Source organism: Nonomuraea longispora, assembly GCF_004348345.1.
Classification (GTDB): Bacteria; Actinomycetota; Actinomycetes; order Streptosporangiales; family Streptosporangiaceae; genus Nonomuraea; species Nonomuraea longispora.
The window spans coordinates 1-17,053 of sequence record NZ_SMJZ01000005.1; the positions used below are offsets into that span (position 1 = coordinate 1).

A 17,053-nucleotide genomic window follows, 5' to 3' on the forward strand; every position below is an offset into this window, starting at 1 on the left:
TCCCTCGACGAAGCCCCAGCGCAGCCCGCGCCTGAACCACAGGCGTCGCGGCAGGACCTTCTTGCTGAACTCCTGGAACCGGTTGAACAGCCCGACGAGGAAGGTGCGTACCACCGAGCCCACGCCGGCGTTGCCGCTGCGCACGTCGGTGACGTACTGGCCGAGGTCGCGGAACGGCAGGCAGGTGGGCGCCGCCCTGAGCAGTTCGGTGGCCTGGCAGGAGTAGTGGTCGGCGTCCTTGCGGGTGCGGGCCAGCAGCAGCGGCAGCAGCGCCGGCTCGGGCTCGGGAGCGGCCTGCGGCTCGTCCGGGTCCACCCGTCTGAGCCAGGCCTCCTTCCAGTACAGCGAGCAGGCCGTCTGGCAGCCGCCGTGCGCCTCGCCGTCGCAGCGTGCCCCGGTCAGGTGGACGGCCCGTTCCATCCGGCGCATGCCGCTGCGGCTGATCGTGTCGCACAGTTTGTGCGCGACCTTGTGCACGGTCATCCGCCGGCCGCAGAAGCGCGCCATCTCCGGCATGAACGGCAGGCTCTCCAGCTCACCCCGCTCGTCCAGCGTGGCGAGGATCTCGGCCTCGCTGCGCACCTCGACGAGATCGCCCACCCGCAGGTTCACGCGCCCTCCCTCTTCAGCAGCCCCGCCGCCTCCAGCGCCTGCGCCGCTTCCGCCACCGCGCGGAAGGGCAGGCCGGACCGGTCGGCGACGTCCAGCAGGCAGTGCGCGCCGTCCGACAGGTTCAGCACCCACAACATCGCCATCTGGGCCTGTTTCGTGTCACTCCGGCCGCCGATCGATCCGTACAGGCCGCGCCGGCCCAGCTGCGGCTCGCCGTACGGGCTGAGGTTCAGGTAGCGGCCGTCGCCCTCCAGCACCTCCACCGCCGACCACAGCGCCTCCAGCGTGTCGGCCATGGACTCCGGCGAGACGAGGTCCAGGTCGTCGCCCGAGGTGTGGTATTCGGGGTAGCCGGCGTACGGCGTCCTGGTGAGGCTGCCAACGGGCAGGTCGAAGCCGGGCGAGCAGTACTGGCGCTCGTCGTAGCCGTACGGTGAGAAGTCCGTGATCGTGTGCGGCCGTTCCCGCAGCACGTGCGCCATCACCCGGTCGATGCCGGCGTCCCCGCGCCTGCTGCGCTTGTAGGTCAGCGGGCCGCGGTCGCCGGCGCAGGCCAGTGTGAGGCCGTGCCTGATCCTGGAGACGCGCTCGCGGTTGCGCGCCAGCCACGTGATGGCCCCGATCGTGCCGGGCGCGAACACGAAGCGGTAGGTCAGGCGCGGCCGCTCCAGCCGGGAGGCCAGCGCGGTCGCCACGGCGAGCCCGGCGAGGTTGTCGTTGGCCAGCGACGGGTGGCACGTGTGGCACGAGATGAGCACCTCGTCCGTCGTCCGTCCGCGTACGACGTGCTCGGCGTACGTCAGGTGACCGTCGGCCAGCGTCGAGTCGATCACTACCTTGTACGGCCCCTCGCCGAGGCCGTCGAGCGTGCTCTGACTGAGGCAGAACCCCCACGTCTCGGCGTAGTAGGCGGTCCGGTAGGGGACCAGGCCGGGCCGCTCGGGCAGCGTGTGCAGGTGGGGCCGCAGCTCCGCCAGCGTCATCGTGGCCGACACGGGGACGCTGTAGCCGACGACGTGCAGATTGGAGCGCCGGAAGTCGACGACCCTCGCGCCGTCCGCGTCCATGACGTAGGCGTCGCGGACGTTCCACTCCTTGGGGACCGCCCAGTCGAGCACCTGCGTGCCCGTCGGCACCTCGTGCACGTCCAGGTCGAGGTGTTCGGCGAGGATGCCGAGCGTGGCGCGCACCCCGTCGCCCGTGATGGAGCGGCACAGCGGGTAGAGCCGCGCCACCAGGGCGTGCATCTCCTCTCCCGTCACGGCCTCAGCTCCGCGGTGACCGTGCCGCTCGACCGCCGCTCGGCCAGCCAGGCGAGCCTGGTGAACCGCTCGCGGAAGTCGGCCTGCGTCAGGCCGTAGGTCCGGTAGGCCTCGGCCAGTTCGACCGCGCCCGCCTTCACCGTCCAGCGGGCGTGGAAACCCGGCAGCGCCTGCCTGATCCGCGAGAAGTCCACCCGATACGAGCGCGGGTCGGCCCCGGTCTCGCCCGTGATGAGCAGCCGCGATCCCGGCACCGCCTCCACGACGTGCCCGGCGATGCCGGCGACGGTGAGGTTGTTCTGCTCGCCGCCGACGTTGAACGCCCTGGCGTGCACGGCCTCGCGTGGCGCGTCGAGCATGGCGGCGAAGGCGTCGGCGATGTCGGCCACGTGCACCAGCGGCCGCCACGGGGTGCCGTCGGACAACACGCGCACCTCGCCGGTCAGGTGGGCGTGGCCGACGAGGTTGTTGAGCACGATGTCGGCCCGCAGCCGCGGCGAGAACCCGAACGCGGTCGCGTTGCGCAGGAGCACGGGTGTGAAGTCGTCGTCGGCCAGCTCCAGCAGCTCGTCCTCGACCCGCACCTTCGACTCCGCGTACGGGGTCACGGGCCGCAGCGGGGCGTCCTCGCCGAGCAGGTCGTCCCCACCGGAGGCGCCGTACACCGAGCAGGTGGAGGCGTACAGGAAACGGCGCACGCCGACGTCGCGGGCGAGCCTGGCCAGGCGTACGGAGGCGTGGTGGTTGATGGAGTAGGTCAGCTCGGGCGAGAGCGCGCCGAGCGGGTCGTTGGAGAGCGCGGCCAGGTGGATGACCGCGTCGACGCCTTCGAGCAGTTCCGCGCGTACGTCTCGCAGGTCGGCGCGGTGGCCCGGCGGGTCGGCGGGCGGGGGACCGAGCACGCAGCCGGCGAACAACCCGGAGTCCAGGCCCGTCACGTCGTGACCGGCCGTGGCCAGCCGCCCGGCCATGACGGTGCCGAGGTAGCCCTGGTGCCCGGTGAGCAGGACACGCATGTCGTTTCAGCCTCCAGCTAGGTCGAGCGAGATCTTGTCGAGGTAGAAGGCCTCGGCGTAGCGTGCGTGACACTGAACGCCGCGGACCCTGGCGAGACCGAGGAACGCCTCCCTGTCGAACCAGGTGCGCCGGCGTTGTGACGGGTAGTGCTCCCACAGCAGGGCGACCTTGCGTTCGGCGAGCGCGAGGTCGAGCGGCTGGTACGCGTGGGCGCGGCCGAGATCGCCGTCCCATTTGAGGATCTCGTAGCCGAGCGTGAGGTGGTCTCGGAAGGCGGTGGGCACCAGCCGGGCCAGGCCCCTGTGGTCCTGGTGGGCGTCGCCGGCGTGGGGCGCGAGGATCAGGTCGGGTTCGGTGCGCAGACGCAGCTCCTCGACCGCCGTCTTGGCTTCGTCCCAGTGGGCGGGCAGCCGTCCGTCGGGCACCTTGGCCACCGTGATCCGCAGGTCGGCGCCGGGGCAGAAGGCGGCGAGCGCCCTGCGCTCCTCGCGCTCGCGATCGGTGCCGCCGCCCGACAACACCAGGACGTCGACCTGCACGCCGGGGTGGGAGGTGCAGACGGCGAGCAGGGTGCCGCCCGCGCCGATGGCGATGTCGTCGCAGTGGGCGGCGAGCGCGGCGATCCTGCGCAGTCCGGTGGGGATGAGCCGTTTCATGCTGTGCGCTCCCACAACGCCCACGGGCGGTCGCCACGCGAGTAGGCGCGGTCGAGCTCCAGCCGCTGGTTGACGGTGTCGGTGGGCCGCCAGTAGCCGCGGTACGGGTAGGCGAGCAGCCGTCCGCGTTTGGCCAGCTCCCTGCACCCGTCGACGAGCAGGTCACCGTTCTCGGGGATGTGGTCGAAGACCTCCTGCCGTAACACGAAATATCCGCCGTTGACCCAGAGCGGCATTTCGGTGACCGCGGTGATCTGGTCCACCAACCCGTCCGGCGTGATCCCGACGCAGTGGAAGGTGCCCGGCGGCGGCACGGCCATCAGCGAGCCGCCCGCGTCCGACCTGGCGAACCTGTCGATGATCTCCGGCAGCGGCGCATCCGTGAGCACGTCCGCGTAGTTCGCCAGGAACATCTCGTCGCCGTCGAGGTGGTCGCGCACCCGGCGCAGCCGCTCGCCGATCGACGACTCGATCCCGGTGTGCACGAAGGAGACCGTCCAGTCGGAGATGTCGTTGCCCAGCAGCACGATGTCGCCGCCGCGCAGCACGAAGTCGTTGGACGCGGTCTCCTCGTACGTCAGGAAGAAGCTCTTGATGTGCTCGGCGCCGTACCCCAGGCAGAGCACGAACTCCTTGTGACCGAAGTGCGCGTAGTAGCGCATGACGTGCCAGAGCAGCGGCCTCGGACCGACGAGCTGCATGGGCTTGGGCACGTCGCCCGGCGCCCCGGTGCGCATGCGGGTGCCGTATCCGCCGCAGAAGAGGACGACCTTCACACGACCTCCAACGTGGGGATGGGGAAGACCAGCCGGCCACCCCAGTCATGGACGTACGACAGCTGCTCGACCAGCTCCTCGCGCAGGTTCCACGGCAGGACGAGCACATAGTCCGGCCGGTCCGCGGCGATCCGGCCGGTCGGGAGGATCGGGATGCGGGCGCCGGGCGTGAACCTGCCGTGCTTGTACGGGTTGCGGTCCACCGTGTACGCGAGCAGGTCCGGCCGTACGCCGCAGTGGTTGAGCAGCGTGTTGCCCTTGCCGGGAGCGCCGTACCCGACCACGGTCCGGCCCGATTCGGCGGCGTCTATGAGGAAGCGCAGCAGGTCACGCCGGACCCTGGCCACCCGCCCCGCGAACTCGGCGTAGCCGGAGACCTCGTGCAGCCCGGCCGCCTTCTCCAGGGCCAGGACGTCGGCCACCCGCGGCGACGGCGCACTCCCGTACTCCGAGGGCCTGGCCCACAGGCGGATGGAGCCGCCGTGGGTCTCCAGCAGTTCGACGTCCACCACCGCCAGGCCGCCGCTCGCCAGCGCCCGCCGCGCCGACGCGACGGTGTAGTACTGGAAGTGCTCGTGGTAGATCGTGTCGTACTGGTTGCGCTCGATCAGCGTGAGCAGGTGCTGCACCTCGACGGAGACCATGCCGTCGTCGGCGACCAGCGTGCGCAGCCCCTCGGTGAAGCCGATCACGTCGGGGATGTGCGCGTAGACGTTGTTGGCCACGACGAGGTCCGCGCGCCCGTGCTCCCGCACGATCGCCCGCGCGCTCTCCGGCGTGAGGAACGCCGTCACCGTCGGCACGCCGCGCTCCCTGGCCGCCGCGCCGACGTTCACCGACGGCTCGACGCCGAGGCAGCGCACACCCCGCTCGACCACGTGGCGGAGCAGGTAGCCGTCGTTGCTGGCCACCTCCACCACGAAGGAGCCCGGCTTCAGGTCGAGCCCCGCGACGAAGGCCCTGGCGTGCTCCACCCACGAGGTGGAGTAGGAGGAGAAGTAGGCGTAGTCGGTGAAGGTCTCCTCGGGGGAGATCAGCGGCGGGATCTGCGCCAGCCAGCACGACGTGCACACGCGCAGCCGCAGCGGATAGGTGACCTCCGGCTCGTCGAGCTGACCGGCGGTGAGGACGCGTTCGCAGGGGGGCGTCGCCCCCAGGTCCACGACACCGGTCATGTCGGTGGAGCCGCATAAACGGCAAGGTGTCATTCGTACGCTCCGATGGCGGATTTCTCGTTGGTACTGTGCGGGCCATGGATCCCCTCGGCATCGACGGAGCGTGGGTGCACACGCCGCGCGTCCACACCGACTCCCGTGGATCGTTCCTCGAGGCGTTCCGCGCGTCCGGCCTGCCGCGGCGCTTCGACGTCGCCCAGGTCAACTGCTCGGTGTCCGGCCGCGGGGTGCTGCGGGGTGTGCACTTCGCCGACGTGCCGCCCGGCCAGGCGAAGTACGTGATGTGCGTGTCGGGCAGCGTCCTCGACGTGGTCGTCGACCTGCGGACCGGATCGCCCTCGTTCGGCCGCTGGGAGGCGCGCACGCTCGACGACCGCACACGCCGCGGCATGCTGATCGCCGAAGGGCTCGGGCACGCGTTCATGGCGCTGAGCGAGCAGGCCACGGTGGTCTACCTGTGCTCGCAGCCGTACGCGCCCGGCCGCGAGCACGGGGTTCACCCGCTCGACCCGGCCCTCGCCATCGCCTGGCCGGCCGGCGTCGAGCCCGTGCTGTCCGACAAGGACGCCAAGGCGCCCTCGCTCGACGAGGCACTCGCGGGCGGGCTGCTGCCGGATCACCGCGCGTGCCGGGAGTTCTACGCCACGCTGCATTGAGGCCCCGCATTCGCGGCGATGACCGGCCAGGCCGCGTGCAGCGCCGCCCGCCAGTGGCGCAGCGGCTCGGCTTTCGTGCAGGCGAGCACGCTGCTGGCCGGGCGCCGAGCGGGCCGGGGCCAGGCGGTGCCGGCGACCGGCCGCACCCTCCCGGGGTCCGCGCCGAGCAGCGTGAAGACCTCCTTGGCCAGGCCGTACCACGTCGTCTCGCCCGAGCAGACGCCGTGGTAGACGCCCGGCGGCAGGTCCGACCGGGCCAGCCGTACGAGGAAGTCGGCCAGGTCGGCGGCCCACGTCGGCTGCCCGCGCTGGTCGTCGACCACGTCCACGAACGGGCGCTCACCGGCCAGCCTGATCATGGTCCGGACGAAGTCGGCGCCGGTCGCGCCGTACAACCACGCGGTCCGTACGACGTAGTGGCCGTGCTCCAGCGCCGCGCGCTCCCCCGCCAGCTTCGTGCGCCCGTAGGCGTTGACCGGCCCGGTGGGCGCGTCCTCCCGGTACGCCGCCGCGCTCGCGCCGTCGAAGACGTAGTCGGTCGAGACGTGCACCAGCCGCGCCCCGATCAGGTCGCACGCCTCGGCCAGCCAGCGCACCGCGTGCCCGTTGATCGCCAGCGCCTCCGCCTCACGCGACTCGGCCTCGTCCACGGCGGTCCAGGCGGCGCAGTTGATCACCGCGTGGGGCCGGTAGGCGCACACGAAGTCGCGTACCGCGCGCCGGTCGCGCAGGTCGAGCTCGCTGCGGGCGAGCGCGAGCACCGGGTCGCCGGTCAGCGCCGTACGGTCGAGCACGTCGGTGGCGAGCATGCCGCCCGCGCCCGTGATGAGCCATCTCATGGCGCCTCCCGTCAGGCCGTCCACCAGCCGCGGTGTTCGGCGTACCAGCGCACGGTGTCCTTCAGCCCTTGCTCGAACGTGATCTCCGGCCGGTAGCCCAGGGCGCGCAGCTTCGTGTCGTCGAGGGAGTACCGGCGATCGTGGCCCTTGCGGTCCTCGACGTACTCGACCAGGTCCCAGCCCCGGCCGCAGGCCTCCAGCAGGAGGCCGGTCAGCTCCAGGTTGCTCAGTTCGGCCGTGCCCGCGATGTGGTAGACCTCGCCGGGCCAGCCCTTCTCCATGACCAGCCGGATGCCGGCGCAGTGGTCCTGGACGTGGATCCAGTCGCGCACGTTGCCGCCGTCGCCGTAGAGCGGGACGGTCGCGCCGCGCAGCAGCCGCGTGACGAACAGCGGGATGATCTTCTCGGGATACTGGCGGGGGCCGTAGTTGTTGCCGCAGCGGGTGATGGAGACGTCCAGTCCGTACGTCGTCGCGTAGGAGAGGGCGATCAGGTCGGCGCTCGCCTTGGAGGCCGCGTACGGCGAACGCGGCGCCGGCGGTGCGTCCTCGGCCCAGGAGCCCGACTCGATCGTGCCGTACACCTCGTCGGTCGACACCTGCACCACCTTCGCCACCCCGGCCTCCAGGCAGGCCTGCAGCAGCGTCTGCGTGCCCAGCACGTTGGTGCGCACGAACTCGGCCGCCTCCACGATCGACCGGTCCACGTGGGACTCTGCGGCGAAGTTGACCACCACGTCGTGACCGGGCACGACCTCGGACAGCAGGCGGGCGTCGCACACGTCGCCGTGCACGAACGTGTGCCGCGCCCCGTCGAGGTTGGCTCGGCTTCCTGCGTAGGTGAGCTTGTCCAGCACCGTCACGTCCGCGGCGTCGAGGCCGTGCACGAAGTGGGAGCCGATGAACCCCGCGCCGCCCGTCACCAGAATTCTCATGAGTGGATCTGCACCTTGCTGTGATCGCCCAGCACGAGGCGGTGGGCTCGGGGGGTGTGGGGCGCGGGGGTGACCTCGACGTCGTGGCCGATCAGCGACCACTCGATCCGGCCCACCCCGGCGATGGAGGCCCTGGGCAACACGATCGAGTATTCGATCTCGCTGCCGGTGACCGTGCAGGACGCGCCGATGGAGGTGAACGGGCCGACGTAGCTGTCGCTGATACGTGCGCCGGCACCGATGATCACCGGGCCGACCAACCGCGAACGTTCGACGACCGCGCCCGGCTCGACCACGACCCGGCCCACGAGGTCGCTGGCCACGTCGACGTGCCCGCTCACGCGCGGCTCCACCGACTCCAGGACCAGCCGGTTGACCTCCAGCATGTCGGTCACGTCGCCGGTGTCCTTCCAGTAGCCGGTGATCATGGAGGACTCGACGCGCAGCCCCGCCTCGATCAGCCACTGGATGGCGTCGGTGATCTCCAGCTCGCCCCGCCACGACGGCTTCAACTCCGCCACCGCCGCGTGCACGGCCGGGCTGAACAGGTAGACGCCGACCAGCGCCAGGTCGCTCTTCGGCCGCGCCGGCTTCTCCTCCAGGCCGATGACCCGTCCCTCGGAGTCCAGCTCGGCCACGCCGAACTGGCGCGGGTCGGCGACCTCGGTGAGCATGATCTGGGCGGCGGGCCGCTCCCGGGCGAACCGGGCCACCAGGTCGGTGATGCCGCCCACGATGAAGTTGTCGCCCAGGTACATGACGAAGTCGTCGTCGCCCAGGAAGTCGCGGGCGATGAGCACGCCGTGGGCGAGCCCGAGTGGCGCCTCCTGCCGCAGGTACGTCACCTGCAGCCCGAACGCCGAGCCGTCGCCCACGGCCGCCTCGATCTCGGCCTGGGTGTCGCCGACCACCATGCCGAGCTCGGTGACGCCCGCCGCCGCGATCGCCTCCAGGCCGTAGAACAGGACCGGTTTGCCGGCCACCGGCACGAGTTGCTTGGCCGAGGTGTGCGTGATGGGCCGCAGCCGTGTGCCCGACCCTCCGGCGAGCACGAGTGCTTTCACTGCTAGTAAGCCCCTTCTCCACGGGTCACGACGGACCAGGTCTTCCAGAGAATCTGCAGGTCGAGGATGAGCGACCAATTCTCCACATAGCGCAGGTCGAGGCGTACGGACTCCTCCCACGTCAGGTCGGAGCGGCCGCTGACCTGCCAGAGCCCGGTCATGCCCGGTCTGACGACCAGGCGGCGGCGGACGTCGGCGCCGTACTTGCCCACCTCTTCGGGCAGCGGCGGGCGGGGGCCGACGAGGGACATCTCGCCGCGGATGACGTTGAGCAGCTGGGGCAGCTCGTCGAGCGAGTATTTGCGCAGGAAGGCGCCTACGCGGGTGATCCTTGGATCGTTCCTAATCTTGAAGAGCACCCCGTCGAACTCGTTCGCGTCGAGTAGGTCGCGCTTGCGCTGCTCCGCATCAACCACCATCGTACGAAATTTCACGACGCGGAATTCTTTGCCGCCTTTGCCGACCCTGACCTGGAAGAACAGCGCCGGCCCCGGGCTCGTCAGCCGGATCACCATCGCGATCCCCAGCAGCGGCAGGGCGAGCAGCAGCAGCGCGGTCCCCGCCACGAGCCGGTCGAACACGGTCTTGACGAGCTGCTTCGTGCCGTCGAACTCCGGATGCTCCACGTGCAGCAGCGGCATCCCCGCCACCGGCCTGATGCTGATGCGCGGCCCCGCCACGTCGAGCAGCGCGGGCGCGACGAACAGATCGGTACGCGCGGTCTCCAGGCTCCAGGCCAGCCGGCGCAGCGCCGCTCCGTCCAGCTCCGGGCAGGCCAGCACGGCCACGGCGTCGGCCTTCTCCCGCTCCACCGCGTTCGCCACGTCGTCGAACGACCCCAGCACGGGGACACCGTCCAGGTCGACGTCCCTGCCGCCCTCGGGAAGGCAGGCTCCCACCACCCGCATCCCGTGGTAGGGCTGGCGCCTGAACTGCATCACCAGGTCGAGAATCGACTCCCGGTGCCCGACCGCGACCACCTGGCGCATGTAGTCGCCCACCGCTCTTCTCCGGTGAAGACGTTTGCGCATGCGATAGCGGAAATAGAGGGTGGCGAGCAGCGCCAGCGGCAACATCGCCATGACGAAACTGCGGGCGATCGTGGTCTGCGTCGCGTAGGCCATGATGGCGACCGTGGCCATCAGCCCGGCGCCGCCGTTGAAGACCGCCTTGAACTCCTCGGTGCCCTCGCCGTTGGCGCGCTGGCGGTAGGCGCCGCCCATCATGAGCGCGATCGGCCAGGCGACCACGAGGCCGAATCCCAGCAGATATTCGGCCGGCGGTACGTACACGCCGGCGACGAGCCGGACACCCAGCACGCAGACGCACGCGAGCAGCACGCACACCATGTCGCCGGACAACAGAAGCCGCAGGTACGCCCGCGTCCAGATGCTGGACGCACGGCGCGGCACGGCCTCGAGGAGCACGACAGCGGACTCCCCAGTCCCCACCCTCATAGCACCACCCGATACTCGATGCACCGTTCCCTTGCATGGGTTGGCAAGTCCCACGAACATTCAAGGGCGGCGGCCCCCACTAAAGATTAAAGATCAATTCGAGAAGGGGGAATAACGGTATATGTCCACAACCGGACGATTGTCGAGCAGGGCGAGGGCTTGACGGAACGGTCCAGGAGTGGCAGCGCCGATGAAGTGTGAACGACATTTCGTGAAATGTCGGCGAGCCGTACGGGCTAGTCGTACTCCAGGTCCGGCAGCGCGGACGGCGGGTCCGGGCTGCGCCACACGACCACCACCCCGTCGCGCGTGGAGTCCGCGGCCAGGGTCAGCCGGTCGAGATCGAAGTCCGGCAGGTAGCGCAGGCGGGCGAGAAAGGAGGCGTCCGTGGCCGAACGCGGCACGACACAGCCCTCGCCATCGCGGTCGCGCAGGATGTAGAGGACGTCCTCGCCGGCTTCCGTGACGACACGGACCTCCACGACGTCCTCCCAGGCGAGGGCCTCGACACTACCGTCAGCGTAGTGACGGGTGACGCCCTCTTCCGTGACGTACACGTAGGAGTCCGGCATCGCATTGCCGTGCATGGGCGCGATTCTTGCGAGTTCAGGGGTGCTCCCGCAAGGGTTCGTACGCAATGGGGCCTTTGCCGACACGCTTTCGCCGCCACGGGTGGCGCTTCAGCGGCTTGTCGAAGGCGTCTCAGCGGCGTTACGACGACTTCTCAGCGGGCGTCGCAGTAGGTCGCGGTGGCTTCGCGGTGGCTTCGTGGTGGCTTCGTCGCAGTGGCTTCTCAGTGGTGACCGACGCCCCACGAGTGGCTGAGATGCGCCGCCGCCGCGGCACGCGCCGCGTCGGGCGGGCCCTCGGCGATCGCGTCGAGCAGCTCGCGGTGCTCGCGGACCAGCACCTCCCGGTCCTCGTAGACCTCGCGCAGCCGGACCAGGCCGAGCCTCGTCTCGGCGGCCAGGGCGCCGTAGAGGCGTTCGAGCCGCGGGCTCCCGACCGCCTCGATCAGCGCCTGGTGCAGCGCCATGTGCTCGGCCACGCTCTCCGACCACGGCGCGGCGGCCGGGAGGTCGGCCATCCGGCGCAGGGCCGCGTCGGCCTCCGGCACCCGCCGCCCGGCCACCGCCTGGGCCATCAGGTCCTCCAGCGGGCGCCGGACGTACATGAGGTCGTCGAGATCGGAGAGCGTCACTTCGGGAACGTAGGCGCTGCGGTTGCGCTCGCGCCTGAGCAGGCCCTCGTGCACCAGCGTCGCCAGCGCCTCACGCACGGTCGGCCTGGCCACGCCGTACGACGCGGCGAGCTCCTGCTCGGGCAGCGAGGTGCCGGGCGCGATCTCGCCGGAGAGCACCCTGCTGCGCAGGGCGTCGGCAAGCGCGCCCACGGTCGAGACGGGTCTGAGCGGCAACGTCACGGCTGCGACTCTAACGCCCTTTCCCGCGTTCGTTCCGGTACGGCCACCACGACGAGGCTCAGGGCCAGCAGGACCAGCCCCGCGACCGACACCGGGGCCAGCCGCTCGCCCAGCACGACCAGGCCGAGCAGCGCCGCGACGGCCGGCTCGGCCAGCGCCAGCGTGGCGGCGGTGGCCACGGGGGTGCTGCGCAGGCCCCGGCCGTACAGGAAGTAGGACAGCGCGGTGGTCCCGAGGCCGAGGTAGAGCACGGCGGCCAGCGCGCGCGGCTCCCCCAGCCAGGCGACCCCGTTCGCCAGCAGGATGGGCAGCATGACCACCGCCGACCCGCCGAACATCACCCCCATCACGGCGTCCGACCTGGCCCCCCGGCCGATCTCCCTGGCCGCCATGACGACGTAGAAGGCGTACAGCAGCCCGCCCAGCAGCGCGAGCAGCACCCCCGACACCACCTCCCCACCCGCCTGCGTCCCGCCTCCGACGATCAGTGCGGCCGACCCGCAGATGGCCGCCGTGGTCGCCGCGGTCCAGCGCCCGCTCGGCCGTCGGCCGTGCATGAGCCAGGAGAGCAGCCCGGTGAAGACGGGCCCGCTGCCGATCGCGACCACCGTGCCGATCGCCACTCCGGTGCGGGCGACCGCCGCGAAGTAGCAGAGCTGGTACGCGGCCACCGCGGCGGCGCCCAGCAGGAGGGCTGGCCTGATCGTGTTCCTGAGGCCGGCTCCGGCGTAGAGGGCGAGTGCCGTGCCCCCGATGACGAGCCGGGCGGCGGCCAGGGCCACGGAGTCGGCGGAGACGAGCAGGCCGGCCGTGCCCGCCGTGCCCCACAGCACGGAGGCGCCCACGACGGCGAGCGGTCCATTCCTCATGACCGCCATTGTGCCTTACTGTCTGACAATCAGACAACGTCGTCGAGCAGCCGGTCGATCAGCCGTCTTGCCGGGGCCGCCACCTCTCCCGCGTAGTCGTCGAGCACCGCAAGAGCGTCGCCGAGACCGGGCACGCTCTTGCGCGGCAGGTCGAGCAGGGACTCACCCTCCGCCGTGATCTCACCTGTCACGTGGAGGGCGCCGTCCGCGGCGGCGATGGACACCTCGAACCGCATCTCGCGGCCGTCGGGCAGGGTGAAGGTGGCGCCGGTCCTCGCGCCCGCGGGAGGAAAGAAGTAGGAGAAGCGCTCGCTCCTCACGAAAGGATGATGTAACTCCGCAAGGATCTCCGACGCCCGGCTGAGGGCCGCCAGCAGCCCGGCCGCCGCCAGACTCTCGCTGTCCACCCTGCCCAGGGTAGATCAGCCCGCCCGTCACTGGCCAGGCACGCCGGAGCCGGGCGGGCTCACCGGTCGGTGGCGGCCGGAGTGACGGGCGGGCTCAGCGGTCGGTCGCGAGCCGGGCGTGGCGTTCGACGTCGTAGCGCACGCCCTCGTAGCAGAGTTTGCCGCGCTCGATCCCCTCCGGGAGGAAGCCCGCCTTGGTGGCGACCCGGCACGAGGCCGGGTTGTTGGTGCGGTGCCCCAGCTCCAGCCGGTAGAGGCCGCGCTCGGCGAACGCCCACCGGGCCAGCTCGCCGGTGGCCGCCGTCGCGACGCCCAGCCCCCTGAACGCGGGCACCACCCAGTAGGACACCCACCCGTTGTCGTGGGCGTCGATCCCGGCGACCGCGACATTGCCCGCGACCTGCTCGCCGACCGTGACGGCGAAGGCGTGGCCGACCCCCTTCCAGGAGGCGATCCAGCCCACGGCGTCCTGGAGGGTGACGACGGGCCACGGCGACTGGTGCCGCAGATCGGGGGACTCGAAGGCCTGCAGCACGGCGGGAGCGTCGTCGTCGCACCATTCCCGCAGCCGGATGTTCACATGGGTCACCGCCCGAGATTACCCAGACTGCACCTGTTGCCCGATTTGGTGGGTGGCTTCGAACTCCGCCACCAGTTGCTTCGGCGCGGTCAGGCACCAGGCCTCGGCCACCAGCTCGAACAGTTCGTCGCGGTCGATCCTGTCGAGGTGGACCACCACCCACCCGAACCGCCCGGCCGTGAACTGCACCTCGAACACCTCGGGCCGCTCGGCCACGAGGGCGATCTGCTCCTCGATCGTGGCCTTGAGCCCGACGGTCTCGGTCGCCTCCCACAGGTAGCCGAAGCCTTTGTCACGGACCTTCAGCCCGATCCACTCGCCGCCATGGCTCATCCGGACCTCGGGCAACTCGTCAAGCAACGCGAGGAACTCATCGACGCTCACACCCATGCCGACTGTGTACCAGACGCCGCCGACACTTCACGGCCCCACCGTGCCGCCGCCCCGCGGAAACGATCAATCGTAATAGCGGACTTCCAGCACGTTCCCATCGGGATCGGGAAAGTAAATCGCCTCGGGAGCGATGCCCTGGGCGCCGAAGATGTTGGTCGCGGTGCCGGAGATCTCCACCCCGTGCTGTTTCAAGCGGACCTGGAGGGCGTCGAAATCCTCCTTGCCCACCGACAGGCAGAAATGGTTGATCGGATGCCCGGAGCTGCCCTTCACACCGGTGTGCTCGTCCACCCCTTTTAAGGCGTCGTACGCGATCAGATCGAGGATCGTCTCGGCCGAGATCCGCACGCTGGGAAAAGCCGCCTTTCCATCGCGAAACTCCTCCGTCCGCACCCCGGGCAGCCCGAGCACCTGCTCGTAGAAATGCAGGGACCTTCGCTGGTCGGCAACCCAGCAGACGAGATGGTCAAGGCGCACATCCATGAAAACCTCCTGCTCCAATATCTGCCGCCCGCCGCTCCTTGTCCACCTGTTGATCCACCTGTCCGCGACTTTGTGCCTGCGCGAAACACGTGGTTAACGTCGAGTTAGCGGTGATGACCTGCGCGGTTGAGCCGGCTGCGGCATTCTCGCCCACAATGCGGATGTGATGGAGATCATCGCCACCGGGACCAATAATAGTCGCAGGCTTTCCGAATGAGGATGGGCCCCCGTGCGGGCCTGCCCCGCGAAACGGCAGGAGGAGCCTCGCGGGACCGGCCGGGGGCAGCGGTCCTACGGCAGGCGGTAGACGGAGACGTGCGAACGTGACTCCGCGGTGAACTCGGCACCGGTCCAGTCGGCGTGCCTCGTCTCCAGCTCGAACCCGGCCAGCTGCGCCATGAGGTCGAGCTCGGCCGGCCAGATGTAGCGGTGCGGGCTGCGGAACAGCTCGGCCCGCTTGCCCCCGTCGAAGGTGAAGTGGTGCGAGACGACCAGCTGGCGCAGCACGTCGTAGGTGTCGAGGCCGATGTAGCCGGATTCGGCGGTGAAGACCGTCGCCGGCTGGCCCGGGGGCAGCTTGCGCAGCTCGGGCACCCACAACTCGATCACGAACCGGCCGCCGGGCTCCAGGTGGCGGGCGGCATTGCGGAAGCACGCGACCTGTTCGGCCTGGGTGAGCAGGTTGGAGATGGTGTTGAAGACGAGGTAGACGAGGGAGTAGGACCCCGGGGCGGAGGCGGTCGCCATGTCGCCGGCGATCACCGGGATCGTCGCCTCGTCCACCTTGGTACGCAGCTGCTCGATCATCGGCCTCGACAGCTCGATGCCGGTGACCGGCACCCCACGCTCGGCGAGTGGCACGCCCACGCGGCCGGTCCCGATGGCGAACTCGAGCGCCCGCCCGCCGCCCGCGAGCTCGGCGAGGCGATCCACGGCCGGCCCCAGCACCTCGGGCGCGAACATGCCGGTGCCCGGCGTGTCGTAGCGCCGGGCCGCCTCGGCGTCCCAGATGCGCTCCTGCGTGAACTCCGGCTCCGCCGCTCCTGTCATGCCGTACGTCCCATCTCACCTGCGGTTGATGATGTGCCCAGGTGACCAACAGTAGGCAGCCCGCGAGCCCGGCGTCGAACAGATTTCCGCCGGGCCGCGGCGCCCTCCCGGCGGGGCGGTGTCAGGCGGGTTCGAAGGCCACCGGGAGCCGGTGCACTCCGTAGATGGCCATGTCGGTCCTCATCGCGAGCTCCTCCTCGGGTACGGCCAGGCGCAGGCCGGGAAAGCGGCGGAACAGCGCCGCGTACGCGACCCGCATCTCGACCCTGGCCAGCTGCTGGCCGAGGCACTGGTGCACCCCGTGGCCGAAGCCCACGTGGCCGGTGGCCGACCTGGTCAGGTCGAGGGTGTCGGGGTCGTCGAACTGTCCGGGGTCGCGGTTGGCCATCGGGATGGAGATCACCACCGTCTGGCCCTTCCTGACGGTCACGCCCTCCAGCTCGACGTCCTCCAGCGCGGTGCGCTGAGCGCCGAACTGGATGATCGACAGGTACCGGAGCAGTTCCTCGACGGCGTTGTCGATCAGCGTGGGGTCGGCGCGCAGGGCGGCGAGCTGGTCCGGATGGCGCAGCAGGGCGTAGGTGCCGAGGGCGATCATGTTGGCGGTCGTCTCGTGCCCGGCGACGAGCAGCACCAGCCCTACGCCGGTGAGCTCCTCGTCGGTCAGGTCGCCGCCGGTAACGAGCGCGCTGAGCAGATCATCCCCGGGGTCGGCGCGCTTGGCCGCGACCAGCCGGCGGAAATAGCCGTAGAGGTGGTTCATGGCGGCCATGAACTCCTCCTTGGACGTGCCCAGGCGGACCATCGTCTCCGTGGTGCCCTGGAACTCCGACCGGTCGGCGTACGGCACGCCGAGCAGTTCGCAGATCACCAGGGAGGGGATCGGCAGGGCGAAGTGCTGGACCAGGTCGGCCGGGGAGCCTGCCCGCTCCATCGCGTCCAGGCACTCGTCGGCGATCTGCTGGATCCGCGGGGTCAGCCCGTTGAGCCGGCGCACGGTGAAGTGGGCGGTCAGCAGCCTGCGGTAGCGGGTGTGGTCGGGCGGGTCGAGGCGCAGGAACATTCCGGGGAGCATCGGCGCGGCGGGGTCCTCGCCGAGTGAGTGTTCGAAGGGCAGGTGGCGCAGGTCCTGCCGGGCGCTGAAGCGCTGGTCGGCCAGCACGGCACGGGCGAGGTCGCGGCTGGTCGTCACCCAGCCGATGTGACCGTCGGGGAAGCCCAGCGGGTGCAGCGGTCCCTGGGCGGCGAGGTCGCGAAGCGGGACGGGCGGGTCGAAGGGGTGCTCACGCGCGGTGGGCAGTTGCATGGGGCGGACACCGGGGCCTGCGGTCATGCGACGTCCTCCTAAGTAGAGAGTCTCTATTTTTAGATAATACATACCTTCATACTCTGTCTACTA

The 17,053-nt window shown here is 70.5% G+C and carries 19 protein-coding genes and 1 pseudogene; 1 reads left to right on the top strand and 19 read right to left on the bottom strand.

Going from position 1 to position 17,053, the window contains the following annotated elements:
- The 6 genes and pseudogenes from E1267_RS02395 to E1267_RS02420 form a co-directional block, all read right to left on the bottom strand.
- Positions 1–612 (bottom strand): annotated as a pseudogene (locus E1267_RS02395) (hypothetical protein); the annotation flags it as partial.
- Positions 609–1,874, bottom strand: coding sequence for a DUF4910 domain-containing protein (locus tag E1267_RS02400; RefSeq protein WP_246063360.1), 1,266 nt, complete (start codon positions 1,872–1,874; stop codon positions 609–611). The gene E1267_RS02400 and the pseudogene E1267_RS02395, both read right to left, overlap by 4 nt.
- Positions 1,871–2,890, bottom strand: a complete 1,020-nt coding sequence (locus E1267_RS02405) for an NAD-dependent epimerase/dehydratase family protein (protein ID WP_132329182.1) — start codon at positions 2,888–2,890, stop codon at positions 1,871–1,873. Before E1267_RS02405 ends, E1267_RS02400 begins: the two co-directional genes overlap by 4 nt.
- Before the next feature lie 6 nt (positions 2,891–2,896).
- Complete coding sequence (locus E1267_RS02410) at positions 2,897–3,547, bottom strand: PIG-L deacetylase family protein (protein ID WP_132329184.1); 651 nt, start codon at positions 3,545–3,547, stop codon at positions 2,897–2,899.
- Complete coding sequence (locus E1267_RS02415; RefSeq protein WP_132329186.1) at positions 3,544–4,323, bottom strand: glycosyltransferase family protein; 780 nt, start codon at positions 4,321–4,323, stop codon at positions 3,544–3,546. Before E1267_RS02415 ends, E1267_RS02410 begins: the two co-directional genes overlap by 4 nt.
- Positions 4,320–5,531 carry a class I SAM-dependent methyltransferase gene (locus tag E1267_RS02420; protein ID WP_132329188.1) on the bottom strand — a complete coding sequence of 404 codons (1,212 nt, stop codon included), beginning with the start codon at positions 5,529–5,531 and terminating at the stop codon, positions 4,320–4,322. The genes E1267_RS02415 and E1267_RS02420 overlap by 4 nt, the downstream gene beginning before the upstream one ends.
- A 44-nt stretch (positions 5,532–5,575) precedes the next feature.
- Between E1267_RS02420 and E1267_RS02425 the strand changes: the two genes are divergently transcribed.
- Positions 5,576–6,154, top strand: a complete 579-nt coding sequence (locus E1267_RS02425; RefSeq protein ID WP_132329190.1) for a dTDP-4-dehydrorhamnose 3,5-epimerase family protein — start codon at positions 5,576–5,578, stop codon at positions 6,152–6,154.
- Here the strand turns inward: E1267_RS02425 and rfbD are convergent.
- From rfbD to E1267_RS02490, 13 genes are all read right to left on the bottom strand, one after another.
- Positions 6,136–6,993 (bottom strand): dTDP-4-dehydrorhamnose reductase, encoded by an 858-nt coding sequence (gene rfbD, locus E1267_RS02430; RefSeq protein WP_132329192.1) that lies wholly within the window; start codon positions 6,991–6,993, stop codon positions 6,136–6,138. The two genes, E1267_RS02425 and rfbD, sit on opposite strands and share 19 nt — an antisense overlap.
- An 11-nt stretch (positions 6,994–7,004) precedes the next feature.
- Positions 7,005–7,928: a dTDP-glucose 4,6-dehydratase gene (rfbB, locus tag E1267_RS02435; RefSeq protein WP_132329193.1), complete on the bottom strand. Its 924-nt coding sequence runs from the start codon at positions 7,926–7,928 to the stop codon at positions 7,005–7,007.
- Entirely contained in the window at positions 7,925–8,992 is a 1,068-nt protein-coding gene (locus tag E1267_RS02440; RefSeq protein ID WP_132329195.1) for a glucose-1-phosphate thymidylyltransferase, read from the bottom strand. Before E1267_RS02440 ends, rfbB begins: the two co-directional genes overlap by 4 nt.
- A gap of 2 nt (positions 8,993–8,994) precedes the next feature.
- On the bottom strand, positions 8,995–10,449 hold the full coding sequence (locus tag E1267_RS02445) for a sugar transferase (protein ID WP_132329197.1): 1,455 nt from the start codon (positions 10,447–10,449) through the stop codon (positions 8,995–8,997).
- 236 nt (positions 10,450–10,685) lie between these two features.
- Positions 10,686–11,036 (bottom strand): hypothetical protein, encoded by a 351-nt coding sequence (locus tag E1267_RS02450; protein ID WP_132329199.1) that lies wholly within the window; start codon positions 11,034–11,036, stop codon positions 10,686–10,688.
- Positions 11,037–11,242: 206 nt separating this feature from the next.
- A complete protein-coding gene (locus tag E1267_RS02455; protein WP_132329201.1) occupies positions 11,243–11,872 on the bottom strand; it encodes a GntR family transcriptional regulator in 630 nt (209 codons plus the stop codon).
- Positions 11,869–12,741, bottom strand: coding sequence for a DMT family transporter (locus E1267_RS02460; protein ID WP_132329203.1), 873 nt, complete (start codon positions 12,739–12,741; stop codon positions 11,869–11,871). Before E1267_RS02460 ends, E1267_RS02455 begins: the two co-directional genes overlap by 4 nt.
- A gap of 29 nt (positions 12,742–12,770) precedes the next feature.
- Entirely contained in the window at positions 12,771–13,148 is a 378-nt protein-coding gene (locus tag E1267_RS02465; RefSeq protein WP_132329205.1) for a hypothetical protein, read from the bottom strand.
- A 94-nt stretch (positions 13,149–13,242) separates the two neighbouring features.
- Positions 13,243–13,737, bottom strand: a complete 495-nt coding sequence (locus E1267_RS02470; protein WP_132329207.1) for a GNAT family N-acetyltransferase — start codon at positions 13,735–13,737, stop codon at positions 13,243–13,245.
- A gap of 9 nt (positions 13,738–13,746) precedes the next feature.
- Complete coding sequence (locus tag E1267_RS02475) at positions 13,747–14,118, bottom strand: MmcQ/YjbR family DNA-binding protein (RefSeq protein WP_132329209.1); 372 nt, start codon at positions 14,116–14,118, stop codon at positions 13,747–13,749.
- Positions 14,119–14,184: 66 nt separating this feature from the next.
- Positions 14,185–14,604: a VOC family protein gene (locus E1267_RS02480; protein ID WP_132329211.1), complete on the bottom strand. Its 420-nt coding sequence runs from the start codon at positions 14,602–14,604 to the stop codon at positions 14,185–14,187.
- 291 nt (positions 14,605–14,895) lie between these two features.
- Complete coding sequence (locus E1267_RS02485; protein ID WP_132329213.1) at positions 14,896–15,654, bottom strand: class I SAM-dependent DNA methyltransferase; 759 nt, start codon at positions 15,652–15,654, stop codon at positions 14,896–14,898.
- A 121-nt stretch (positions 15,655–15,775) separates the two neighbouring features.
- Positions 15,776–16,987, bottom strand: a complete 1,212-nt coding sequence (locus tag E1267_RS02490) for a cytochrome P450 (RefSeq protein ID WP_132329215.1) — start codon at positions 16,985–16,987, stop codon at positions 15,776–15,778.
- Positions 16,988–17,053 lie beyond the last annotated feature (66 nt).